23 protein-coding genes are annotated in these 21950 nt (G+C 60.2%); 10 read left to right on the top strand and 13 right to left on the bottom strand.

Going from position 1 to position 21950, the window contains the following annotated elements; all coding sequences use genetic code 11:
* Positions 1 to 53 precede the first annotated feature (53 nt).
* Entirely contained in the window at positions 54 to 284 is a 231-nt protein-coding gene (locus tag ACOTZB_RS14620; RefSeq protein ID WP_047650274.1) for a SymE family type I addiction module toxin, read from the bottom strand.
* A 175-nt stretch (positions 285 to 459) separates the two neighbouring features.
* On the opposite strand from ACOTZB_RS14620, the gene ACOTZB_RS14615 reads away from it, so the two are divergent.
* Positions 460 to 804 (top strand): nitrous oxide-stimulated promoter family protein, encoded by a 345-nt coding sequence (locus ACOTZB_RS14615; RefSeq protein WP_421627575.1) that lies wholly within the window; start codon positions 460 to 462, stop codon positions 802 to 804.
* 5 nt (positions 805 to 809) lie between these two features.
* On the opposite strand, the gene ACOTZB_RS14610 is transcribed toward ACOTZB_RS14615, so the two are convergent.
* The 10 genes from ACOTZB_RS14610 to hypA all read right to left on the bottom strand — a co-directional run bounded on the left by ACOTZB_RS14610 (position 810) and on the right by hypA (position 10742).
* Entirely contained in the window at positions 810 to 2030 is a 1221-nt protein-coding gene (locus ACOTZB_RS14610; RefSeq protein ID WP_421627573.1) for an MDR family MFS transporter, read from the bottom strand.
* A 16-nt stretch (positions 2031 to 2046) separates the two neighbouring features.
* Entirely contained in the window at positions 2047 to 2808 is a 762-nt protein-coding gene (locus tag ACOTZB_RS14605; RefSeq protein ID WP_421627572.1) for an ABC transporter ATP-binding protein, read from the bottom strand.
* Positions 2808 to 3845, bottom strand: a complete 1038-nt coding sequence (locus ACOTZB_RS14600; protein WP_421627570.1) for a FecCD family ABC transporter permease — start codon at positions 3843 to 3845, stop codon at positions 2808 to 2810. Before ACOTZB_RS14600 ends, ACOTZB_RS14605 begins: the two co-directional genes overlap by 1 nt.
* Positions 3845 to 4843 (bottom strand): ABC transporter substrate-binding protein, encoded by a 999-nt coding sequence (locus ACOTZB_RS14595; protein ID WP_213751593.1) that lies wholly within the window; start codon positions 4841 to 4843, stop codon positions 3845 to 3847. The genes ACOTZB_RS14600 and ACOTZB_RS14595 overlap by 1 nt, the downstream gene beginning before the upstream one ends.
* 153 nt (positions 4844 to 4996) lie before the next feature.
* Complete coding sequence (gene flhA / locus ACOTZB_RS14590) at positions 4997 to 7069, bottom strand: formate hydrogenlyase transcriptional activator FlhA (protein ID WP_421627568.1); 2073 nt, start codon at positions 7067 to 7069, stop codon at positions 4997 to 4999.
* 61 nt (positions 7070 to 7130) lie between these two features.
* Entirely contained in the window at positions 7131 to 8141 is a 1011-nt protein-coding gene (gene hypE, locus ACOTZB_RS14585; RefSeq protein WP_421627567.1) for a hydrogenase expression/formation protein HypE, read from the bottom strand.
* Complete coding sequence (gene hypD / locus ACOTZB_RS14580) at positions 8138 to 9259, bottom strand: hydrogenase formation protein HypD (protein ID WP_421627566.1); 1122 nt, start codon at positions 9257 to 9259, stop codon at positions 8138 to 8140. Before hypD ends, hypE begins: the two co-directional genes overlap by 4 nt.
* Before the next feature lie 2 nt (positions 9260 to 9261).
* Entirely contained in the window at positions 9262 to 9534 is a 273-nt protein-coding gene (locus tag ACOTZB_RS14575) for a HypC/HybG/HupF family hydrogenase formation chaperone (protein ID WP_023308975.1), read from the bottom strand.
* The gene (gene hypB, locus ACOTZB_RS14570; protein ID WP_421627564.1) at positions 9525 to 10388 is read right to left on the bottom strand and encodes a hydrogenase nickel incorporation protein HypB; all 864 of its coding nucleotides are present in this window, start codon (positions 10386 to 10388) and stop codon (positions 9525 to 9527) included. The genes ACOTZB_RS14575 and hypB overlap by 10 nt, the downstream gene beginning before the upstream one ends.
* A gap of 3 nt (positions 10389 to 10391) precedes the next feature.
* Positions 10392 to 10742 (bottom strand): hydrogenase maturation nickel metallochaperone HypA, encoded by a 351-nt coding sequence (gene hypA / locus ACOTZB_RS14565; RefSeq protein ID WP_421627562.1) that lies wholly within the window; start codon positions 10740 to 10742, stop codon positions 10392 to 10394.
* Positions 10743 to 10953: 211 nt separating this feature from the next.
* On the opposite strand from hypA, the gene hycA reads away from it, so the two are divergent.
* The 9 genes from hycA to hycI all read left to right on the top strand — a co-directional run bounded on the left by hycA (position 10954) and on the right by hycI (position 18762).
* On the top strand, positions 10954 to 11418 hold the full coding sequence (gene hycA, locus ACOTZB_RS14560) for a formate hydrogenlyase regulator HycA (RefSeq protein ID WP_045404197.1): 465 nt from the start codon (positions 10954 to 10956) through the stop codon (positions 11416 to 11418).
* Between the two features lie 70 nt (positions 11419 to 11488).
* On the top strand, positions 11489 to 12097 hold the full coding sequence (locus ACOTZB_RS14555; RefSeq protein WP_023308971.1) for a 4Fe-4S dicluster domain-containing protein: 609 nt from the start codon (positions 11489 to 11491) through the stop codon (positions 12095 to 12097).
* Positions 12094 to 13908, top strand: a complete 1815-nt coding sequence (hycC, locus tag ACOTZB_RS14550) for a formate hydrogenlyase subunit 3 (RefSeq protein ID WP_421627559.1) — start codon at positions 12094 to 12096, stop codon at positions 13906 to 13908. The genes ACOTZB_RS14555 and hycC overlap by 4 nt, the downstream gene beginning before the upstream one ends.
* A 1-nt stretch (position 13909) precedes the next feature.
* Positions 13910 to 14833, top strand: a complete 924-nt coding sequence (locus ACOTZB_RS14545) for a respiratory chain complex I subunit 1 family protein (protein WP_193805739.1) — start codon at positions 13910 to 13912, stop codon at positions 14831 to 14833.
* A gap of 15 nt (positions 14834 to 14848) precedes the next feature.
* Positions 14849 to 16558, top strand: a complete 1710-nt coding sequence (gene hycE, locus ACOTZB_RS14540) for a formate hydrogenlyase subunit HycE (protein WP_421627557.1) — start codon at positions 14849 to 14851, stop codon at positions 16556 to 16558.
* A 9-nt stretch (positions 16559 to 16567) separates the two neighbouring features.
* Complete coding sequence (locus tag ACOTZB_RS14535; RefSeq protein WP_023308967.1) at positions 16568 to 17110, top strand: formate hydrogenlyase complex iron-sulfur subunit; 543 nt, start codon at positions 16568 to 16570, stop codon at positions 17108 to 17110.
* Positions 17110 to 17877, top strand: coding sequence for an NADH-quinone oxidoreductase subunit B family protein (locus tag ACOTZB_RS14530; RefSeq protein ID WP_421627555.1), 768 nt, complete (start codon positions 17110 to 17112; stop codon positions 17875 to 17877). The genes ACOTZB_RS14535 and ACOTZB_RS14530 overlap by 1 nt, the downstream gene beginning before the upstream one ends.
* Positions 17874 to 18284 (top strand): formate hydrogenlyase maturation HycH family protein, encoded by a 411-nt coding sequence (locus ACOTZB_RS14525; protein ID WP_421627554.1) that lies wholly within the window; start codon positions 17874 to 17876, stop codon positions 18282 to 18284. Before ACOTZB_RS14530 ends, ACOTZB_RS14525 begins: the two co-directional genes overlap by 4 nt.
* Entirely contained in the window at positions 18277 to 18762 is a 486-nt protein-coding gene (hycI, locus tag ACOTZB_RS14520) for a hydrogenase maturation peptidase HycI (protein ID WP_421627553.1), read from the top strand. The genes ACOTZB_RS14525 and hycI overlap by 8 nt, the downstream gene beginning before the upstream one ends.
* 108 nt (positions 18763 to 18870) lie before the next feature.
* Here the strand turns inward: hycI and ACOTZB_RS14515 are convergent, their stop codons facing one another.
* The gene (locus ACOTZB_RS14515; RefSeq protein ID WP_421627551.1) at positions 18871 to 20295 is read right to left on the bottom strand and encodes a 6-phospho-beta-glucosidase; all 1425 of its coding nucleotides are present in this window, start codon (positions 20293 to 20295) and stop codon (positions 18871 to 18873) included.
* 19 nt (positions 20296 to 20314) lie between these two features.
* On the bottom strand, positions 20315 to 21766 hold the full coding sequence (ascF, locus tag ACOTZB_RS14510) for a PTS cellobiose/arbutin/salicin transporter subunit IIBC (protein WP_258754878.1): 1452 nt from the start codon (positions 21764 to 21766) through the stop codon (positions 20315 to 20317).
* Positions 21767 to 21950: the final 184 nt, after the last annotated feature.

The following is a 21950-nucleotide window of genomic DNA, read 5'->3' as shown; positions in this document are numbered from 1 at the left end:
TTCCTTCTATTGTCGCATGAAAAAAAGGTCCGGCGCAGAAAAATGTCGTGGCTTTACGAGGCATCTTCCGACATTAATTCGATGACAATTTTTCCATGCTCCACGCCCACTCTGACCCTTGAGTGGGTCGTAAACCCGGCCTTTTCAAGCCAGTCACCTTTTAAGCTCAGCGCCGCATGGACGCTGTAGCGCTTCGGTATCTTGGTATTGCGGTCTTCATGGCGCTTTCTAAAATATCCCACTTTCAAATGGCGATAGGGTTTGCCGATCGTGAGCTCTTGCATAGGGTCTCCAGACAACACGGACAAAGGTCGTTTCTGATGCCTGTATAAAATACCAGTGATTGTTAGCCGGTGCTGGGCTAAAACTGGAATCAGCCTTCAGGAAACGAAATGCAACCGCTGAAATCCAGCATTGAAAGGTGTATTATTGATGCACTTTATTATTCGGTAATCCGCTATGTCCGGTAAACGCATCTCACGAGAAAAAGAGACCATCGCGAAAATGATCGCGTTGTATGAAAAGCAGTGTCCGCAGGCATCTCAGGAGGAAGGGCACTATCAGGCGCTCAACGCGTATGCCGATAAGCGCCTGGATAAGTGCGTTTTCGGGGAGGAAAAGCCCGCCTGTAAACAGTGTCCGGTCCACTGCTACCAGCCTGCCAGACGCGAAGAGATGAAGCAGGTTATGCGCTGGGCAGGCCCGCGTATGTTATGGCGCCACCCCATCCTGACCGTCCGTCATCTGATGGATGACCGCCGTCCCGTGCCGGAACTTCCCGAGAAGTACCGTTCGAAAAAGTGATCGGTTCAGCGTCTCAGCGGGCGGCAAATCACCTTCAGGGCCAGCGCGCTGCAGAGCGGGAAGAGGGCCAGCAGCAGCCAGGGATACATCGCCTGCGTTGAGGGCACCAGCGCGCGATCCAGCAGGCTACCAAACAACAAGTTTCCCGCCAGTACCGCTATGCCTCCGGCGGTAGCGAGTGCGCCGTAGTGCGCGCCAAGCGTGGATTCCTCCGCAAACCGAGGGATCAGATCTTTAGCCGAGGGCACCAGCAGCATTTGCCCCAGCGTCAACAGCGTCACAAAAAAGACAGAAGGCAGTAAGCGCAGCCAGCCTTGCGGTGGCGTCATTGGGGCGAACGTCGCCACGCTCGCAAAGGCGGCTGAAAGGAGCAAAAATCCCACCGGCAGAATTCTTACCGCGCCCACGCGACGGGCGAAACGCGCCAGCGGCAGCTGTAAGGTGATGATCAGAACGGAGGCCAGCATAAAAAGTGGGCCGAGTTCTTTCTCGTTACCGCCAGAACGCTGGATCTCCACCGGCAGCGCCAGATAAAGCTGGTTATAACTTAACAGCCATGAACTGTAGGCAATGATAAAGGCGACAAAGCGCGGCTGACGGAACGTTGTCCACCAGGGCTGTATTTTCAGCGTCTGTGAACGGTGGCCAGCAGCAGGCAGACAAAAGAAGAGCACTACTAGCGCAATGATAAAGACGCCAGCCCCCGCCAGCGCCACCTGACGAAAGCCGAGGCCGGTGAGCAGGGCGCCAGCAACCGGGCCCAGTACCGCGCCGAGCTCTCCGCAGACGGCAAAGAGCGCAAACCACTCCGCGCGGCTTCGTTTGCCTTTCGCCTCGCTGTGGGTGCCCGCTTTTGCCAGCAGTGCCTCAATCGAGGGGGAGAATAACGCGCCGCCAACGCCCGTCAGACAAGCTCCCAGAATAATCGGCCACAGGGATTCCCCGAAGGCCAGCAGCAGATAGCCTGAAACACGAACAATACAGCCGCTCAGGATAATCACTTTCGCGCCAAACCGGTCCGACAGCGCACCGCCAACGATAAACATCCCCTGTTGCGAGAAGGTACGCAGGCCCAGGATCAGCCCGATCAGTCCGCCGGAGAGCAGCATGTCGTCGCGCAGAAATATCGCCAGGAAGGGAACGACGGCGTAAAAGCCAATGTTGAAAACAAACTGGCTACCCAGTAAGACGGGCGGCCAGAGCGTGGCGGCAGGGCGAAGGGGCATCGTCGTTCACTCGTCCCTAAACGATAAAGTGGATGTGCTTTTTGCCATGGAACGGCGAGATCTCGATTTTGGTTTTGACCCGGAAGACATTCCACAACAAAGACTCGGATAAGATGTCCTGCGGTGTCCCCGAGGCCACAATTTGCCCTTTCTGCATCACAATCAGCGAGTCGCAGAACATCGAGGCGTGGTTGAGATCGTGGATAGCGACAATGCTGGTGACCGGTAATTCGCTGATTAACTGCATCAGCTGCATCTGATGATGAATGTCGAGGTGGTTGGTCGGTTCGTCCAGCAGGATTTCCGTTGGGGTCTGAGCCAGGGCGCGGGCAATATGCACGCGCTGGCGCTCGCCGCCGGAGAGGCTCAGCCAGCCCTGGTCGCTTTTATCCAGCATATCCACGCGCTGCAGGGCGGCGGTGACGGTTTCGTCATCGTGGTTGCTCCAGTTGGAAAAAGCGGAGTGGTGCGGAATACGCCCGAGTTTCACCACGTCACGAACGCGCATGTTGGCGTCAGTCATGCCGTGCTGTTCGACGAAGGCGAACCGGCGGGCAAGCTGCTTTTTGGCAATACGAGAGATGTCCTGCCCGTCCAGCGTCACACAGCCCGCATCCGGGCGACGCAGCCCCGCCAGGATACGTAAAAGAGACGATTTACCGCAGCCGTTAGGGCCAAGCAGTCCTACCGTTTCGCCCCGAGAAACTTTCAGCGAGACGTTGTTAACGATGACCTTTTTGCCGACCTTCCAGGTAATATTTTCAGCGCAAATACTCATCACTTATTCCTTGAGCGGTAGATAATCACGGCAAAGAAAGGCACGCCAACCAGCGCGGTGACCACGCCGACGGGCAGGCTTTGCGGCGCAATCAGCATGCGCGAGGCAATATCAGCCAGCACCATCAGGATCGCCCCTGCCAGCGCGCTGGCAATCAGCAGCGTGCGGTGCAGCGGCCCGAACAGGAAGCGCATCACGTGCGGCACTACCAGCCCGACAAAGCCGATTGAGCCCGCCATGCTGACAATCGTCGCGGTAATCAGCGCGGTAGTGGTAAAGAGCGTCAGGCGAACCCACGGGACGGCAATACCTAAAGAGGCGGCGGCGTCATCACCGAACGTAAAGGCATCCAGCGCCCGGGAATAGTAGAGGCAAACGGCTAATCCAGTCAGCACCACGACCAGTGCCAGCTGCAATTCAGGCCAGCGTACGCCGCTGAAGCTGCCCAGCAGCCAGAACATCACGTCGCGCGCCTGCTGGGCGCTGGCAGAGGTGCTGATGGTATAGGCCGTAATGGCGTTGAAAAGCTGCGAGGCGGCAACGCCAGCCAGAATGGTACGTTCATTTCCCCCGCGCGCGCCGTTCGTCAGAAACGCGACAAACGCAAACGCGGCGAACGCCCCGGCGAAGGCACCGGCAGAGAGGGAGACCGCACCGGTGCCGATCCCCAATACGACGACAGAAACCGCCCCGGTCGACGCGCCCGCGGACACGCCGAGCACGTAGGGTTCCGCCAGCGCGTTCTTCAGCAGGCTCTGCAATACGGCACCGCAGATGGCCAGCCCCGCGCCGCAGCAGGCCGCAACCAGCGCGCGGCTCAGGCGAAAGTCCCAGATCACGCTCTCATAGACGCGGGTGAGCGGAACCTCGGTGAGCCCCATTTTATTGCTGATGGCGTAAAACACGTTCTGCAGCGGGATGGACAGCTCGCCGACGCTGACGCTCAGCGCGATCGTCAGAAATAACAGTACCAGGGCGAGCAAAGCCGAGGTCGTCAGAACCAGGCTCTGCCGGGCCTGAAGAACGGCGGTTGTCATCAGTTCAGCCCCAGCTTTCTGAGCTGTTCGCCGACCTGCTCAGCCCCGTAAATCGTACGGATCGTCGGATTCATCGCCTGGCCGTCCATCACCACGATATGGCCTTTTTTCACCGCGTCCAGCTGGCTGACCGCCGGATCGCTCTTCAGGAATTTGATTTTCTCTTCCGCGTTATCCAGCGCCCAGCGGTTGCGGTCCAGGCTGGAGACCACAATCACATCCGGATTGGCGGCAATAATGCTTTCCCAGCCTACGGTTGGCCATTCGGTCTCGGACGTAATGGCGTTATGACCGCCCATCAGGCTGGCGATAAACCCGGAGGGGCTATTTTTACCGCCGACGTAGGCGTCAGCAGAAGGGGATGAACTGGAGAACCAGAAGACAAACGAAAGATCTTTTTTACTCTTGCCGAATTCCTTACGCAGGTCGGCCTCGCGTTTTTTGAAATCGGCAATCACGGCCTGACCGCGATCTTCAACGTTAAAGATTTTGGCGAAATCCTCAATCTCTTTGTAGAGATACGTCATATCCCAAAGCTTCTGGCGGCTGCCGTACATATCGCCGGTGGCTTTTTTGGTCGCACACATGCCCGGGGACACGTAGCTGTTCACGCCCAGGGTCATCAGATCGTCGCGTTTTGCGACCTTGCTTTCCGGCCCCAGCAGCAGCGGTGACTGCGCGGGGACAAAGTCGGGATTTTGCGCAAGCACGGATTCAAGGGTAGGGATTTCGACCGTCAGGGTTTTGATTTTTGCGTTCTGTTCCGCCAGCTGCGGCAGCACTTTGGTCGGCCAGAAGGCGCTGGCCTTCACCTTATCTTCCAGCCCCAGCAGGAGTAAAATTTCGACGGTGTTCTGGCCCAGAGCCACGACGCGTTCCGGCGCTTTGGTGAATGTCTCTTTATAGCCACAGTTTTCAATGGTCAGAGGATATGTGGTTGCCAGAGCAGAACTGACCGACGCAACCGCCAGGCCTAACGCGCAGATGACCTTCTTCATGAAACGCTACCCTTCATTAATATTATTATTGATGCAAATGAAACTCATTATTAAGGCGGAATTTTATACAGAGGAAACGATTTTGTGTCAATGAGGGACAATTGCGCAGGGTAACGAAAGGCGGTGCCAGAAAAACACCGCCGGATTGGGGGATTAAACCAGGCTCTCTTTATCAATCCCGAGACGCTTCATGCGTGACAGCAGGGTGGTGCGTTTTAACCCCAGACGCTGGGCGGCACCTTTTGGCCCGGCGACCACGCCGTTGGTCTCTTTCAGCACGCGCATAATGAGCTGATATTCATCTTCTCCCTCTTTCGCTGTCTCGGCGGCGGGCGCGGTTACGTCAGGAAGCGTAACTTCAGGCAGGGAGAGTTGCAGCACGTTTCCGCGCGTCAGCAGCACCGCGCGTTCGATGACGTTTTCCAGCTCGCGCACGTTGCCGGGCCATTCCATCGATGAAAGGGTACGCAACGTCTCGGCAGGAATACTGTCGATGTTTCGCCCCATACGGCGCGCGATCTTCGCGGTAAAGGCTTTGACCAGCAGGGGGATATCCTCCGGGCGTTCGCGCAGCGGCGGCAGGAAGATCGGGAAGACGTTCAGGCGATAGTAAAGATCGCTGCGAAACTCGCGGTCGGCGACCATTTTTTTCAGGTCGCGGTTGGTGGCCGCAATCAGCCGCACGTCAGTCTGGATAAGCTTGTTGCTGCCAAGACGTTCAAACTCCTGCTCCTGAAGGACGCGCAGCAGTTTCGGCTGTAGCTCCAGCGGCATATCGCCCACTTCGTCGAGGAACAGCGAGCTTTTGTCCGCCAGCTCAAACCGGCCCAGCCGCTGGCTGCTGGCCCCGGTGAATGCACCACGCTCGTGGCCGAACAGATCGCTTTCCAGCAGTCCCGCAGGCATCGCGGCGCAGTTCATCTTCACCATCCGTCGGCTGTTGCGGTTGCTCAGGTTGTGGATTGCGCGGGCTATCAGCTCTTTGCCTGTGCCGGTTTCGCCCAGGATCAGCACCGTGCTGTCGCTTTGCGCCACCATCTCAACCTGCTTAAGCACGCTGTACATGGCGTCGCTGCGCCCGATGATTTCACCAAACTCGCTGTCCACGTTGTTGAGCTGTTCGGTCAGGGCCAGGTTCTCATCCACCAGCCGCTCTTTCAGGCGATGAATTTCCTGATAGGCGAGGGCGTTATCCAGGGCAATAGAGATACGCTCGGCAATCTGGCGCAGCAGCTTCAGGTTGGCGGTAGTAAACACGCCTTCCTCGCACTGCGCCAGCTTCAGCACGCCCAGCATGGTGTTGCCGGACATCAGCGGCAGCAGGCACAGGGTCTGAATTTTATTGCCCCAGGTGTTGAACAGCATCCGCTCGTACGGCGCGACCGGGTCCTGCTCGTTCAGGTTGAGCAGGAGGATCTCTTTGCTCTTGAAGACCCGCTCCGAAAGGGTGCCCGCTTCGTCCACCTCGCTCTGCTCGTGCGCCGGGTTGGCTTCATCGAGATAGTGCGTGGAGTAGATGTTCAGCTTGCCCTTGCGATGCCCGCGCAGCGCAATGCTGATGGCGTCGATTTTGAAATAGTGGTGGATCTCTTTCGAGACTTCGCTGACCAGCTCGTCCATGTCCAGGCGGGAGAGCACGGCGTTGGTGATGGCGACCAGAATGCGGAAGTTGTCGCGCTCGCGGCTCAGCAGGTCGTAATCGACGTTATTGGTTACGCGGCTTTGGATCTGCTCCGCAAAGACGGCCACAATCTGGGTAAAGGTATGCAGGCGCTCGTATTCCGCCTCCCGCCACGGCTGATCGGTCGTGCGGATAAACTCGCAGCCGCCAAAAATCTGGCCCTCTGCCGCCAGCGGCAGCATGCAGTAATGCCCGAAAGGCTGATAGAGATCGCTCTCCGCGAGCCGCGGCCACGCCTGGCGGAACTCCGCAAAATTGCAGTGCAGCACTTCAGGCCGGGAGAGTATGCGGCGCACCGGGCCATGCGCCAGATACGTTTCGTCTTCGTATTCAAACGTTTTGCCATTATCACGCGTCGAGTAGTAGCTCGCGCGCTGCGTTCCGCTATGCCAGAGCACAATCGCGGCGCTGTCCGCCAGCGCCGATTGCCTGACCAGCCGCGTCAGGGCATCGCTCAGCGCACCGAGGTCGGGCTGCTGTAAAAGTGTGCGCGTGATGTCAAACAGGCCCTGCTGTCCAAGATCGCTCATCGGTGTATACGGCATATTGCTTTCCAATAGAAACTGGCAAAAAAGAGATTCAGTGCTGACCGCTTTTGGCGCGGTTCTAGCAAATACGGGGTAAGGGTTCCGCGTGCGGCAGATCCAGCGTGCGTTTAACGCCATACAGCCCGGCCAGGCGCACCCCTTTGCGCTCAACCACTTCACCAATCATCGCCGCCTCTTTTCCTGACGGATGAGCCCGCAGCTGTTCAAGAACGGCTTCCGCTGCCGCGCGTTCAACGCCAATCACCAGTTTGCCTTCGTTGGCAAAGTTGAGCGGGTCAAGGCCCAGCAGTTCGCAAAGCCCGCGAACGGCAGGCTTAACGGGCAGGCTGCGCTCGGTGAGTTCAATCCCGTACCCGCAGCTTGCTGCAAATTCGTGGACCACGGCGTTCACGCCGCCTCGCGTCGCGTCCCGCAGGGCTTTCACGCCGGGAATACCCCGCAGCGTCTGAATCAGCGGGGTGAGCACCGCGCAGTCGCTGCGCAGTTCGCCATCCAGCCCCAGACCTTCGCGCAGGTTAAGGATGGTCGCCCCGTGGCAGCCCAGCGTTCCGGTGACGATCAGCACGTCGCCCACGCTAAGCTGCTGCGCCGCCCAGTGAATATCGGCGGGGATCGCCCCCATGCCGGCGGTGTTGATAAACAGCTTGTCGGCCGCGCCGCGCTGCACCACTTTGGTATCGCCGGTGACGATAGCTATCCCCGCCTCGCGCGCGGTCTGCGCCATGCTGTTGACCACTGCCGTGAGCGTCTCCATCGGTAACCCCTCTTCGAGGATAAACCCGCAGGAGAGGTAGCGCGGAATAGCGCCGCTGACCGCCACGTCGTTGGCCGTGCCGCAGACGGCGAGCTTGCCGATATCGCCGCCGGGGAAGAACAGCGGATCGATCACGTAGCTGTCGGTGGAGAAGGCCAGCCTGTCGCCCTGCGCGGTGAGGGTGGCGAGGTCAATGCGCGCCTGGTCTTCCTGTTCGGCGAGCCAGGGGTTGTTGAAGGCTTCCATAAACAGCCGGTTAATCAGCTGCTGCATCGCCTGTCCGCCGCTGCCGTGCGCCATTTCAACCGTATTCATGCTTCACTCTCCTGGTTGCGATACTGATACCACGCGGCACACGCCCCTTCGGAGGAGACCATCAGCGCGCCAAACGCCGTTTGCGGGTTACAGGTATTGCCAAATAACGGGCATTGATGCGGTTTGCATTTACCGGTGAGCACGTCGCCGCAGCGTGCCCGGGGATCGTCGCAAACCTGCTGCGGCTGCGGGCGGAAATGCGCTTCGGCGTCGAACGCGCGATAGGCCAGCGTCAGGCGCACGCCGGATTCGGCAATCAGCCCCAGACCACGCCATTCGCTGTCGCCCTCAACGCTGAACACGTCGACTATCGCCTGCTGCGCCCGTTCATTTCCCGCATCCGGCACCACGCGGCGGTACTGGTTTTCCACTGCACTCAGGGCCGCTATTTTCTGCTCAACCAGCATGGTCACACCTTGCAGTAGATCAAGTGGTTCGAAACCAGCGACCACTAACGGACGATTGTACTGTTGAGCGATAAAACCGTAGGCGTCTGTGCCAATCACCATGCTGACGTGGCCCGGTGCCAGAAAGGCGTCAATGCCGTTTTCCGGCTCTTCCAGCAGGCTGCGCAGGGTGGGGATAAGCGTAATGTGCTGGCAGAAGAAGAAAAAGTTATCGACGCCGCGTGCTTTCGCCTGCTGCAGCGTGATGGCGGTGGCGGGCATGGTGGTTTCAAACCCCAGGCCAAAAAAAACCACCTTGCGCGTTGGGTTGTCCTCCGCCACCGTCAGGGCATCCATCGGCGAATAGACGAGCCGGATGTCGGCTCCGCGCGCTTTTGCCTGCAGCAGAGAGCCGTTTTTCCCCGGCACGCGCATCGCGTCGCCAAAGGTGCAGAAAATGACGTCGGGCTGGCTGGCAATTTCGATGCAGCTGTCGATGCGCCCCATCGGCAGCACGCACACCGGGCAGCCGGGGCCGTGGATAAACTCGATGTTCTCCGGCAGCAGCTGGTCGAGGCCAAATTTGAAGATGGCGTGCGTGTGTCCGCCGCACACCTCCATGATCCGCAGCGGTCTCTCTTTCGTGTAGTCCAGCAGCGCCGCGCGCGTTTTCAGGTGCCCGATAAGCTGCAGCACCTGCTCCGGCGCGCGGTATTCATCAACGTAACGCATGGCTAACGCTCCTCGCCGTAAAGCAGCGCGCCCACGTCAGGCTCCACGTCGAACATGTTTTGCAATGCATCCAGCGTGTCGCGGGCTTCCGCTTCGTTAATCACGCTCATGGCAAACCCCACGTGGACCAGCACCCATTGGCCGAGACGCGATGCGCCCGTTTCATCGCTGCTGCCCACCAGCGTCAGGTCGACGTCGCGCAGGATGCCGCAGACCTCCACTTTGGCCTGGTTCCCGTCAATTGAATGGATTTGTCCCGGTACGCCTATGCACATCGTTCGCTCTCCAGCCAGTTCAGCCATGCATCCATCCCGTCGCCGCGCGTGGCGGAGACAAGCAGGATCTCGATCTCCGGATTCACCTCACGGGCATACGCCAGGCATTTATCCACGTCGAAATTCAGGTACGGCAGCAGGTCGACTTTGTTCAGCAGCATGATGGACGCGGCGGCAAACATATGCGGGTACTTCAGCGGCTTGTCTTCGCCTTCGGTCACCGAAAGCACCGCTACCTTGTGGCGTTCGCCCAGATCGAAGCTCGCCGGGCAGACCAGGTTGCCGACGTTTTCAATAAACAGAATGCCGTTATCCGCCAGCGGCAGACGCGGGGCGGCGTCGGCAATCATCTGCGCATCCAGGTGGCAGCCTTTGCCAGTATTGACCTGAATCGCCGGGGTGCCGGTTTCGCGAATGCGCGCCGCGTCGTTAACGGTTTGCTGGTCGCCTTCAATCACCGCGCAGGAGACGCGCCCGTTAAGGCGTTTGAGCGTTTCCGTTAACAGCGTGGTTTTGCCGGAGCCGGGGCTGGAGACCAGGTTCAGCACCAGCTGTTTGCGGGCAGTAAAGCGCGCGCGGTTGCGGTCGGCGATCTGGTTATTTTTGTCCAGTACGTTGATTTCCACCTCCAGCATCTGGCGCTGGCTGATGCCCGGCGCGTGGGTACCCGCTTCGCCGTGGCCGTAGTGGAGATCGCCCGCAGCGGACCGTTGCGGAGAGAAAGTGATACCGGTCAGTGCCGCAGAAGGACGCGGGGCAGGGGAAAAGGGCGCGGAGCGAAACGCGGAATGGGGACGGTGTTCATCCCCTTCTATATACAGGTTGCCTTCGGCGCAACCGCAGGTGCTACACATACTTTACTCCTTCTCGATTTCGAGGCGTTGGATCTGCATGCTGTCGTCCGCCACGATGCGAAGACCGGTGCTCTGACACTGCGGACAGCGCTGAACCTTTGATGACAGCAGGGTGACGTACTGCTGGCACTGCTCGCACCAGCACTCCGCCTGCTGCTCTTCGATATGGAGCTCGCAGCCTTCCGCCAGCGTGCCGCGACACACCAGCTCAAAACAGAAATGCAGGGCGCTGGGCTCGACGCAGGAAAACGCCCCGACCTTCAGCCAGACGCCGGTGACGCGCTTCGCGTGGTTTTGCACTGCCTGCTGTTCGATAAGTTCCAGAGCCCGCTGGCAGAGGGTGATTTCGTGCATGACGCCTCCTCAATGAATTGCGCCATTGAATGCAATAACGGTGCCAGCTTAATTTTTGTTAAGGCGTGACGATGTCAACGCTGTCGAAATGACACGTCGACACCGCGGCGTTGACAGCGGTTTTGTAATTAAATCTATTTAAAATCAGCAGGATAAAAACTGGCATGGAATCTGCTTAACAGCCGCTATCTCCATTAACCGGATACCTTCTATGACTATTTGGGAAATCAGCGAAAAAGCGGATTACATCGCGCAGCGTCATCAGCAGCTGCAGGACCAGTGGCACCTCTACTGCAACTCTCTGGTTCAGGGCATAACCCTCTCGAAAGCGCGTCTTCACCACGCGATGAGCTGCGCGGCGCAGGGCGACATGCGCTTTGTCCTCTTCGGCCATTTCATCATCAACGTTACCCTGGCGGATAACTTCAACAGCCACACCATTGAGTACCACCTCGAGACAAAAGACGGCGAAAAACAGTGTATTGCGAAGGCGCAGCTAATGGCCGACGGCATGGTGGACGGCCACGTCAGCAACCGCGATCGCCAGCAGGTGCTGGAGCACTATCTGGAAAAAATCGCGCCGGTCTATAACGGCCTGTACGCCGCCGTTGAACACGATCTTCCGGTCAACCTGAAGCAGCTGATGGATGGAAATACCTCAGCGAACGTGGCCTGACCCATGTGTGTCGAGAAGTGTCGACAAGACAGTTTTTCGTCAAAAATGACTATCACCAGAGGATAACCCGGTGAACCGTTTTGTAATTGCCGACTCGACGGTCTGTATTGGCTGTCGAACCTGTGAGGCGGCGTGTTCGGAAACGCATCGCCTGCATGGGCTGCAGTCCATGCCGCGTCTGCACGTCATGCGTAATGAAAAAGAGTCTGCCCCGCAGCTCTGCCATCACTGTGAAGATGCCCCCTGCGCGGGCGTTTGCCCTGTGAATGCCATCACCCGCGTTGATGGCGCTGTCCAGCTGAACGAAAGCCTGTGCGTAAGCTGCAAGCTGTGCGGCATTGCCTGCCCGTTCGGCGCGATTGAATTTTCCGGCAGCCGTCCGCTGCATATTCCGGCGAACGCCAACTCGCCAAAAGCCCCGCCCGCGCCCCCGGCACCTGCACGCGTAAGCACGCTGCTGGATTGGGTGCCCGGCATTCGTGCCGTTGCGGTGAAATGCGACCTGTGCAGCTTCGATGAGCAGGGCCCGGCATGCGTGCGCACCTGCCCGACTAAGGCGTTGATTCTGGTTAACATTCGCGACATCGCCCGTACCAGCAAGCGTAAACGCGAGCTGACCATCAACAGTGATTTTGGCGACCTTTCTCTGCTACAGGCGCTTAACGAGGGGGCGAAATGAACGCGGCGATGATGATTACCGGCGCGGTAGCCTGTTTTGCTGCCGCCGCTGTTCTGGCGCTGATCTTCTCATTCCATAAAATGCTCAGCGGCGCGATCGCCGGGATCGGCGGGGCGGCCGCTAGCCTGATGACGCTGGCGGCAGGCGGCGTTGTCCTGCTCGGCGGCCAGTCCGCAGAGACCGTGATGCCGCTGATTCGCCACACGGTTGAGATCACGCCGCTGAACGCCATCTGGCTGGTGACGTTTGGCCTGTGCGGGGTGTTTATCAGCCTGTTCAATATCGACTGGCACCGCCATCCGCACGTCAGGGCTAACGGACTGCTGGTTAACCTGCTGATGGCGGCGGCGGTCTGCACCGTTATCGCCAGCAACCTCGGCGCGCTGGTGGTGATGGCGGAGATCATGGCGCTGTGCGGCGTGTTCCTGACGGGCTGCAGCGCCTCCGGCAAGCTGTGGTTTGCGCTGGGTCGCCTCGGCACGCTGCTGCTGGCGCTGGCCTGCTGGATGGTGTGGCACCGCTTTGGCACGCTGGACTTCGCTGCGCTCAACGGGCATCCGCTGGGGAACGACGTCTGGCTGCTGGGCGTGCTCGGCTTTGGCCTGCTCGCTGGCATCATCCCGCTGCACGGCTGGGTGCCGCAGGCGCACGCCAATGCCTCCGCGCCTGCCGCCGCGCTGTTTTCTGTGGTGGTGATGAAAGTGGGTCTGTTCGGGATTTTGGCGATTACGCTGACCGGCGGACAACCGCCGCTGTGGTGGGGCGTCGTGCTGCTGGTCGCCGGAATGATTACCGCGTTCGTCGGCGGTCTGTACGCGCTGATGGAGCACAATATCCAGCGCCTGCTGGCGTACCACACCCTGGAGAATATCGGCATCATCCTGCTCGGCATTGGCGCGGGCGTGACCGGGCTGGCGCTCAATCATCCGGCGCTGATTGCCGCCGGGTTTATCGGCGGTCTGTATCACCTCGTCAACCACAGCCTGTTTAAAAGCACCCTGTTCCTCGGGGCGGGCAGCGTCTGGTTCCGCACCGGCCATCGGGATATTGAAAAGCTCGGCGGGATTGGCAAAAAGATGCCGGTGATTTCGCTGGCGATGCTGGTCGGGCTGATGGCGATGGCCGCGCTGCCGCCGCTGAACGGCTTTGCCGGGGAGTGGGTGATCTATCAGTCCTTCTTCGCGCTCGGTCAGAGCGATGTCTTTATCGCGCGTCTGCTCGGCCCGCTGCTGGCGGTCGGTCTGGCGATTACCGGGGCGCTGGCGGTGATGTGCATGGCGAAAGTCTACGGCGTGACCTTCCTCGGCGCGCCGCGCACCCGCGAAGCGGAAAACGCCTGCTGCGCACCGTTGTTGATGGGCGTGAGCGTGGTCGCGCTGGCGCAGTGCTGCATCGCGGGCGGCGTCGCCGCGCCGTGGCTGCTGCCGCTGCTGGGCAATGCCATTCCGCTGCCGCTGACCGTGGCGAATACCACCGTTTCCCAGCCCATGATCGCGCTGCTGCTGATAGGCGCACCGCTGCTGCCGCTGGTGCTGATGCTGTTCTTCAAACGCGACCGGCTCGCCTCCCGCTCGCGCGGTGCGGCGTGGGCCTGCGGTTACGAACACGAACAGTCGATGGTCATCACCGCCCACGGTTTCGCCATGCCGGTGAAGGAGAACTTCGCCGTCGTGCTGAAGCTGCGCCACTGGCTGAACCCGGTGGACTGGGTACCCGGCTGGCAGAGCGCCGCCGCGCCCATGGTGTTCCGTCGTCTGGCGCTGATCGAACTGGCGGTGCTGGTGATCATTGTGATTTCACGAGGAGCCTGACATGAGTTTGTTACTGGCCATTCTTCAGGCGCTGGTGCTGTTCGCCGCTGCGCCGCTGCTGTCGGGCATCACGCGCGTGGCACGCGCCCGAATGCATAACCGTCGCGGGCCCGGGGTGCTCCAGGAGTATCGCGATCTCTTCAAACTGCTTTCTCGTCAGAGCGTGGCCCCGGATGCTGCAGGCTGGGTCTTCCGCCTGACGCCGTTCGTGATGGTGGGCGTGATGCTGACCATCGCCACCGCGCTGCCGGTGGTGACGGTGGCGTCGCCGCTGCCCGTGCTTGGCGATCTGATCACGCTGATTTACCTCTTCGCCATCGCCCGCTTCTTCTTTGCGATTGCGGGCCTGGACACCGGGAGTCCTTTTACCGGCATCGGTGCCAGCCGCGAGGCGATGCTCGGCGTGCTGGTGGAGCCGATCCTGCTGCTGGGGCTGTGGGTCGCCGCGCAGGTCGCGGGCTCTACCCACATCAGCTTTATCACCCACACCGTTTACCACTGGCCGGTGGCGCGCTCGATCCCGCTGGTGCTGGCGCTGTGCGCCTGCGCGTTCGCGACGTTTATTGAGATGGGCAAACTGCCGTTCGACCTGGCAGAAGCCGAGCAGGAGCTGCAGGAAGGGCCGCTTACCGAATACAGCGGCTATGGCTTTGCGGTACTGAAGTGGGGCATCAGCCTCAAACAGCTGGTGGTGCTGCAGATGTTTGTCGGCGTCTTCTTCCCGTGGGGGCAGATGACGCACTTCTCCGCGGGCGGTCTGCTGCTGGCCGTCGTGGTTGCCGTCCTCAAGCTGCTGGTCGGCGTGCTGGTCATTGCCCTGTTCGAAAACAGCATGGCGCGTCTGCGTTTTGTGGAAACGTCTCGCATTACCTGGGCCGGTTTTGGTTTTGCATTTTTAGCGTTCGTCTCCTTGCTGGTGGCGTGATTAAAGAGAGTGTTTATGTCTGAAGAAAAGAAAGGTCAGCAGTATCTCGCCGCGTTGCATCAGGCTTTCCCCGGCGTGGTGCTGGAGGAGTCCTGGCAAACCAAAGACCAGGTAACCGTCACCATTAAGGTGAACTATCTGCCGGAAGTGGTGGAGTTTCTCTACTACCAGCAGGGCGGCTGGCTGTCGGTGCTGTTCGGCAACGACGAGCGCCAGCTGTGCGGCAATTACGCCGTGTACTACGTGATGTCGATGGAGCAGGGCGAGAAGTGCTGGCTCACCGTGCGCGTCGAAGTCGACCCGTCTAAGCCTGAATACCCGTCCGTCACGCCGCGCGTGCCCGCCGCCGTCTGGGGCGAGCGCGAAGTGCGCGACATGTACGGCCTGGTGCCGGTCGGCCTGCCGGACGAGCGCCGCCTGGTGCTGCCGGACGACTGGCCGGACGAACTCTACCCGCTGCGCAAAGACAGCATGGACTACCGCCAGCGCCCGGCGCCGACCACCGACAGCGAAACCTACGAGTTCATCAACGAGCTGGGCAGCAAGAAGAACAACGTGGTGCCGATCGGCCCGCTGCACGTCACCTCAGACGAACCGGGCCACTTCCGTCTGTTCGTCGACGGCGAAAACATCATCGACGCCGACTACCGCCTGTTCTACGTCCACCGCGGCATGGAAAAGCTGGCGGAAACCCGCATGGGTTACAACGAGGTCACGTTCCTCTCTGACCGCGTGTGCGGTATCTGCGGCTTCGCCCACAGCACCGCCTACACCACCTCGGTGGAGAACGGCATGGGGATCGTGGTGCCGGAGCGCGCGCAGATGATCCGCGCCATTCTGCTGGAGGTGGAGCGTCTGCACTCGCACCTGCTGAACCTCGGCCTGGCCTGCCACTTCGTCGGCTTTGACTCCGGGTTTATGCAGTTCTTCCGCGTGCGTGAAGCGTCAATGAAGATGGCGGAGATCCTCACCGGGGCGCGTAAAACCTACGGCCTGAACCTGATCGGCGGGATCCGCCGCGACCTGCTGAAGGACGACATGATCCAGACCCGCCAGCTGGCGCAGCAGATGCGCCGCGACGTGCAGGAGCTGGTGGACATGCTGCTCAGCACGCCAAACATCGAGCAGCGCACCGTCGGCATCGGCCGTCTTGACCCGGAAATTGCCCGCGACTTCAGCAACGTCGGCCCGATGGTGCGCGCCAGCGGCCACGCCCGCGACACCCGTGCCGATCACCCGTTCGTCGGTTACGGGCTGCTGCCGATGACCGTGCACAGCGAGCAGGGCTGCGACGTCATCTCGCGCCTCAAGGTGCGCATCAACGAGGTGTTCACTGCCCTGAACATGATCGACTACGGCCTCGATAACCTGCCGGGCGGTCCGCTGATGGTGGAGGGCTTCACCTACATTCCGAACCGCTTCGCCCTCGGCTTTGCCGAAGCGCCGCGCGGGGACGACATCCACTGGAGCATGACCGGCGACAACCAGAAGCTCTACCGCTGGCGCTGCCGTGCGGCCACCTACGCCAACTGGCCAACCCTGCGCTATATGCTGCGCGGCAACACGGTTTCCGATGCGCCGCTGATCATCGGCAGCCTCGACCCGTGCTACTCGTGCACCGACCGCATGACCGTGGTCGACGTGCGCAAGAAGAAAAGCCAGGTGGTGCCTTACAAAGAGCTTGAGCGCTACAGCATCGAGCGTAAAAACTCGCCGCTGAAATAAGGACTCGCCATGTTTACCTTTATCAAAAAAGTAATCAAAACCGGCACGCAGACCAGCAGCTACCCGCTGGAGCCGATGCCGGTGGATAAAAACTTTCGCGGCAAGCCGGAGCACAACCCGCAGCAGTGCATCGGCTGCGCGGCCTGCGTGAATGCCTGTCCGTCGAACGCCTTAACGGTGGAAACGGATCTCAAAACCGGCGAGCTGGCCTGGCAGTTTAACCTCGGGCGCTGCATCTTCTGCGGCCGCTGCGAGGAGGTCTGCCCGACGGTCGCCATTCGCCTGTCGCAGGAGTACGAGCTGGCGGTGTGGAAGAAAGAGGATTTTCTGCAGCAGTCGCGCTTTGACCTGTGTAGCTGCCGCGTCTGCAGGCGCCCGTTCGCCGTGCAAAAAGAGATCGACTACGCCATCGCGCTGCTGCAGCACAACGGCGACGCTCGCGCGGAGCACCACCGCGAAAGCTTTGAAACCTGCCCGGAGTGCAAGCGTCAGAAGTGTCTCCTGCCGTCCGACCGCATTGATATCACCCGCCATATGAGAGAGGCCAGCTGATGGAAAACCTACTGGGCCCGCGCGACGCTAACGGCATTCCGGTGCCGATGACGATGGAGGAGTCCATCGCCAGCATGAAGGCATCGCTGCTGAAAAAAATCAAACGCTCGGCCTACGTCTACCGCGTGGACTGCGGCGGCTGCAACGGCTGCGAGATTGAGATCTTCGCTACGCTGTCGCCGCTGTTTGACGCCGAGCGCTTCGGCATCAAAGTGGTGCCGTCCCCGCGTCATGCGGACATTCTGCTGTTTACCGGGGCCGTCACCCGCGCCATGCGTTCGCCGGCGCTGCGCGCCTGGCAGTCCGCGCCGGACCCGAAAATCTGCATCTCCTACGGCGCCTGCGGCAACAGCGGCGGCATCTTCCACGACCTCTACTGCGTCTGGGGCGGCACCGACAAAATTGTGCCGGTGGACGTCTACATTCCGGGCTGTCCGCCGACGCCTGCCGCGACGCTGTACGGCTTCGCGATGGCGCTTGGCCTGCTGGAGCAGAAAATCCACGCGCGCGAGCCGGGCGAGCTGGACAACCGGCCGGCGGCCATTCTGCACCCGGACATGGTGCAGCCGCTGCGGGTGAAGATTGACCGCACGGCGCGCAGGCTGGCGGGCTATCGTTACGGGCGTCAGATTGCCGATGATTATCTGCGCCTGCTGAGCCAGGGCGACCATCAGGTGGCGCGCTGGCTGGAGGCGGAAAACGATCCGCGTCTCAATGAGATCGTGGCGAACCTGAACAGCATCGTGGATGAGGCGCGTATCCGATGAGTGAAACGGTGGTGTTCAGCCAGCTGAGCCGTAAGTTTATTGATGAGAACGATGCCACGCCGGATGCGGCGCAGCAGGTGGTCTATTACAGCCTGGCGATTGGGCATCACCTCGGGGTGATTGACTGCCTGGAGGCCGCGCTGAGCTGCCCGTGGCCCGAGTACCTGGCGTGGATCGCCACGCTGGAGGAGGGCAGCACGGCGCGGCGCAAAATGGAGGGCGTGCCGAAGTACGGCGAGATCGTCATCGACGCCAACCACATTGCGATGCTCGCCAACGCCTTTGACGCGGCGCTCGCCAGGCAAACCCACGAGCAGCAGGCGTGGAGCAAAACGCTGCTCGGCATGCTGCATGATATTCATCAGGAGAGCGCCATCTACCTGATGGTGAGGAGATTACGTGACTGACGTTTTACTGTGTGTCGGCAACAGCATGATGGGCGACGACGGCGCGGGCCCGCTGCTGGCAGAGATGTGCGCCGCGAATCCGCAGGGCAACTGGGTGGTGATTGACGGCGGGAGCGCGCCGGAAAACGACGTGGTCGCCATCCGCGAGCTGCGCCCGGAGAGGCTGTTAATCGTCGATGCCACCGATATGGGGCTCAACCCCGGTGAGATCCGCCTGATTGACCCGGACGACATCGCCGAGATGTTTATGATGACCACCCACAATATGCCGCTGAACTACCTGGTCGATCAGATTAAAGACGACGTGGGCGAGGTGCTGTTTTTGGGGATTCAGCCGGACATCGTGGGGTTTTATTACCCGATGACGCCGCCGGTGAAAGAGGCGGTGGACGTGGTGTATTCACGGCTTGCGGAGTGGGTTGGGGACGGCGGGTTTGAACCCCTCACCCCGGCCCTCTCCCCAGAGGGGAGAGGGTGAAAACCGCGCCGAGCAGTCCTTTATTCCCGGAGTAAAGAGGGTGAAAACCGCACCAAACGGTTCCCTCTCCCCTATGGGGAGAGGGTTAGGGTGAGGGGTAAGGACAGGCTACTCGAGATCCGCCCCGTTACTCGCAATCACCTTCTTATACCACCAGAACGATTTCTTGCGTTTTCTGTCCAGCGTGCCGTTACCTGCGTCGTCGCGGTCAACGTACACAAACCCGTAGCGCTTGCTCATTTCGCCCGTTGAGGCCGACACCAGGTCGATACAGCCCCAGGTGGTGTAGCCCATCAGCGGCACGCCGTCCTCGATCGCGTCGCCCATCGCGCGGATGTGCTCGCGCAGGTAGCTGATGCGGTAGTCATCGTTGATCTCGCCGTTGACGTCAATCTCGTCTTTCGCCCCGAGGCCGTTTTCCACGAGGAACAGCGGCTTCTGGTAGCGGTCGTACATCATGTTCATGGTGATGCGCAGGCCGAGCGGGTCGATGCCCCAGCCCCATTCGCTCACCTGAATATGCGGGTTACGCAGGGACTTCAAGATGTTCGCCGCGCTGGTGTTGCCCGCGTTCATGTCCGCCGACGCGCAGCGCGAGGCGTAATAGCTGAACGAGACAAAGTCGACGGTGTTCTTTAACAGGTCGTCGTCGCCCGGATCTTTCACAATCACCACGCCTTTCTCGCGGAACACACGGGCAGAGTAGGCCGGGTAGCTGCCGCGCGCCTGCACGTCGATAAAGAACAAATTCTCGCGGTCTTTCTCCAGCGCCATCCACACATCTTCCGGCTTGCAGGAGTACGGGTAGAAATTTCCGCCCGCCAGCATGCAGCCGACCTGGTTTTCCGGGTTCACCTCGTGGGCGATTTTGGTCGCCAGCGCGCTTGCCACCAGCTCGTGGTGCGCGGCCTGGTATTTCACCTGGTCTTCGTTTTCACCTTCCTCAAACACCAGCCCCGCGCCGGAGAATGGGCTGTGCAGCATGATGTTGATTTCGTTGAAGGTCAGCCAGTATTTCACCAGCCCGTTAAATTCTTCAAAGCAGGTGCGGGCGTAGCGGGCGAAGAAATCGACCATCCTGCGGTTGCGCCACGAGCCGTATTCCGTCACCAGGTGCATCGGCACGTCGAAGTGGCAGAGCGTTACCAGCGGCTCGATGTTGTACTTTTTGCACTCCTCGAACACTGCGCGATAGAAGGCAATGCCCTCTTTGTTCGGCAAAGGTTCGTCGCCGTTCGGGTAGAGGCGGCTCCAGGCAATTGAGGTGCGGAACACCGTAAAGCCCATCTCCGCCATCAGGGCGATGTCTTCTTTATAGCGATGGTAAAAATCAATCGCTTCGTGGCTCGGGTAGAACTCGTCGTCACGCAGCGAGAAACGCTTTTCCTTACCGATCTTCACCGCCAGGCGATTCGCGCCGTGGGGGATCATATCGACCGTCGTCAGTCCTTTGCCGCCTTCACGGTAAGCACCTTCACTCTGGTTGGCGGCAAGCGCGCCGCCCCATAAAAATCCTTGTGGAAAAACAGACATTCTTACCTCGCTTTCAATTTTATGCTTTTGCTGCGTTGTTCTGTATCGGTGCGGTCTGCAGGGCGCGCGCTTTTTCAGCCTCGTCTTCGACCGGGATATCCTCAAACCCTAAAAGCAGGGTCAGAACAAACGACAGCACGACTGCCAGCCCCATCACGCCGAACACCCAGACGATGGTCATCGGGTTCGCCGGGTCGAAGAACTGCACGCTGGTGAACAGCCCCGGTGCCGCCATCGAGTGGCTGGCAAGACCGGCCATGCCGGCGACCGCCCCGCAGATAAAGCCGCTGATCAGGCTCGCAATCAGCGGACGTTTCAGACGCACCGCCACGCCGTACAGGGCCGGTTCAGAGATCCCCGCCATAATTGCGGAGGCTGCCGCCGCCAGCGCCGTCTGGCGCAGCTCCGGGTTTTTGGTTTTCCACGCCACCGCCAGCGACGAGCCGCCGAGCGACAGGTTGGCGCCGATTTCCGACGGCATCACCATCCCTTCCTTGCCCGTTTCGGCAATGGTCTGAATGATGGTCGGCGTAAACACGCGATGCATCCCGGTCATCACCAGCAGCGGCCAAAGCGCGCCCATGATGGCGACGGAGAGCCAGCCCAGGTAGCCGTGAATGGTGTAGACCAGCGCGGAGATGGCGCTACCGATCCAGATCCCCAGCGGGCCAATCAGCACGATGGCGAGCGGGGCGGCAATCAGCACGATCAGCATCGGCTTGAGGAAGTTTTTCGTCACCGCTGGGGTAATGCGGTCCACCCAGCGTTCGATGTATGACAGGCACCAGGTCATCACCAGCGCCGGGATGACGGTGTAGGTGTACTTCACCGCCGTCACCGGAATGAAGGCGAACTCAACGTGCTCGCCCTGTGCGGCTTTCGCCATCAGCTCGATAAAGCTCGGGTGCACCAGCACGCCGGCAATGGCGATGGCCAGCGACATGTTGGTTTTGAATTTCACCGCCGCCGAGGCTGCCACCATCAGCGGCAGGAAGAAGAAGGCACCGTCGCCGATGACGGTCAGAATAGTGAGCGTCGGCGCGCCTTTTGGCAGCACACCGGTCATCTCGAGGATCATTGCCAGCAGCTTGACCATCGAGCCGCCGATGATCGCCGGGATCAGCGGGGACATGGTGCCGATCAGCGCGTCGAGGATCCCGGCGCCAATTCGGCGTAAGGTCATCTTCTGCGGACCTTCCGGCACTGCGGGCTGCAGGTCAGCGGGCAGCAGGCTCACCACTTCGCGGTACGCCTGTGAAACCGTGTTGCCAATAATCACCTGGCACTGGTTGTCGTTGCGCACCACGCCGAGGACGCCGCTGATGCTTTTCAGGCGCGCAGCGTCGGTCAGGCTTTCGTCTTTCAGTACGAAACGCAGACGCGTCATGCAGTGGGTGACGGCGACGATGTTCTCTTTGCCGCCCAGCGCGCTGATAACGTCGTTCGCCAGCGCAGCGTAGTTTTTGGCCATCGGATGTGATCCTGTTATTGTTGTGAGACATGTAGGAAACCGGTTCCACATAATCATCATGAGTTTCTATGAATGAAACAAGATCGCTTTTTGACCATTTTTTCGTTTCGTGATGCAGATCTCAATGGGGTATCGAAAGCGTGAATTCACCGCTGCGACAATTTTTTTGCAGTGCAGTACACTG

It is taken from the genome of Enterobacter cloacae complex sp. SHL020 (assembly GCF_049236945.1).
Taxonomy (GTDB): Bacteria; Pseudomonadota; Gammaproteobacteria; order Enterobacterales; family Enterobacteriaceae; genus Enterobacter; species Enterobacter dykesii.
Note: the sequence above shows the minus strand (reverse complement) of the source record. Positions and strands in the feature narration are given on the sequence as shown.

Coding starts and splice junctions, on each gene's coding strand:
- ascF (WP_258754878.1), bottom strand. CDS start 21,766: ATGGCCAAAAACTACGCTGCGCTGGCGAACGACGTTATCAGCGCGCTG.
- hycA (WP_045404197.1), top strand. CDS start 10,954: ATGACTATTTGGGAAATCAGCGAAAAAGCGGATTACATCGCGCAGCGT.
- hypA (WP_421627562.1), bottom strand. CDS start 10,742: ATGCACGAAATCACCCTCTGCCAGCGGGCTCTGGAACTTATCGAACAG.
- ACOTZB_RS14610 (WP_421627573.1), bottom strand. CDS start 2,030: ATGCCCCTTCGCCCTGCCGCCACGCTCTGGCCGCCCGTCTTACTGGGT.
- hypE (WP_421627567.1), bottom strand. CDS start 8,141: ATGAATACGGTTGAAATGGCGCACGGCAGCGGCGGACAGGCGATGCAG.
- ACOTZB_RS14545 (WP_193805739.1), top strand. CDS start 13,910: ATGAGTTTGTTACTGGCCATTCTTCAGGCGCTGGTGCTGTTCGCCGCT.
- ACOTZB_RS14535 (WP_023308967.1), top strand. CDS start 16,568: ATGTTTACCTTTATCAAAAAAGTAATCAAAACCGGCACGCAGACCAGC.
- ACOTZB_RS14615 (WP_421627575.1), top strand. CDS start 460: ATGTCCGGTAAACGCATCTCACGAGAAAAAGAGACCATCGCGAAAATG.
- hypD (WP_421627566.1), bottom strand. CDS start 9,259: ATGCGTTACGTTGATGAATACCGCGCGCCGGAGCAGGTGCTGCAGCTT.
- hycC (WP_421627559.1), top strand. CDS start 12,094: ATGAACGCGGCGATGATGATTACCGGCGCGGTAGCCTGTTTTGCTGCC.
- ACOTZB_RS14575 (WP_023308975.1), bottom strand. CDS start 9,534: ATGTGCATAGGCGTACCGGGACAAATCCATTCAATTGACGGGAACCAG.
- ACOTZB_RS14600 (WP_421627570.1), bottom strand. CDS start 3,845: ATGACAACCGCCGTTCTTCAGGCCCGGCAGAGCCTGGTTCTGACGACC.
- ACOTZB_RS14620 (WP_047650274.1), bottom strand. CDS start 284: ATGCAAGAGCTCACGATCGGCAAACCCTATCGCCATTTGAAAGTGGGA.
- hypB (WP_421627564.1), bottom strand. CDS start 10,388: ATGTGTAGCACCTGCGGTTGCGCCGAAGGCAACCTGTATATAGAAGGG.
- ACOTZB_RS14595 (WP_213751593.1), bottom strand. CDS start 4,843: ATGAAGAAGGTCATCTGCGCGTTAGGCCTGGCGGTTGCGTCGGTCAGT.
- ACOTZB_RS14515 (WP_421627551.1), bottom strand. CDS start 20,295: ATGTCTGTTTTTCCACAAGGATTTTTATGGGGCGGCGCGCTTGCCGCC.
- ACOTZB_RS14525 (WP_421627554.1), top strand. CDS start 17,874: ATGAGTGAAACGGTGGTGTTCAGCCAGCTGAGCCGTAAGTTTATTGAT.
- hycE (WP_421627557.1), top strand. CDS start 14,849: ATGTCTGAAGAAAAGAAAGGTCAGCAGTATCTCGCCGCGTTGCATCAG.
- ACOTZB_RS14530 (WP_421627555.1), top strand. CDS start 17,110: ATGGAAAACCTACTGGGCCCGCGCGACGCTAACGGCATTCCGGTGCCG.
- flhA (WP_421627568.1), bottom strand. CDS start 7,069: ATGCCGTATACACCGATGAGCGATCTTGGACAGCAGGGCCTGTTTGAC.
- ACOTZB_RS14605 (WP_421627572.1), bottom strand. CDS start 2,808: ATGAGTATTTGCGCTGAAAATATTACCTGGAAGGTCGGCAAAAAGGTC.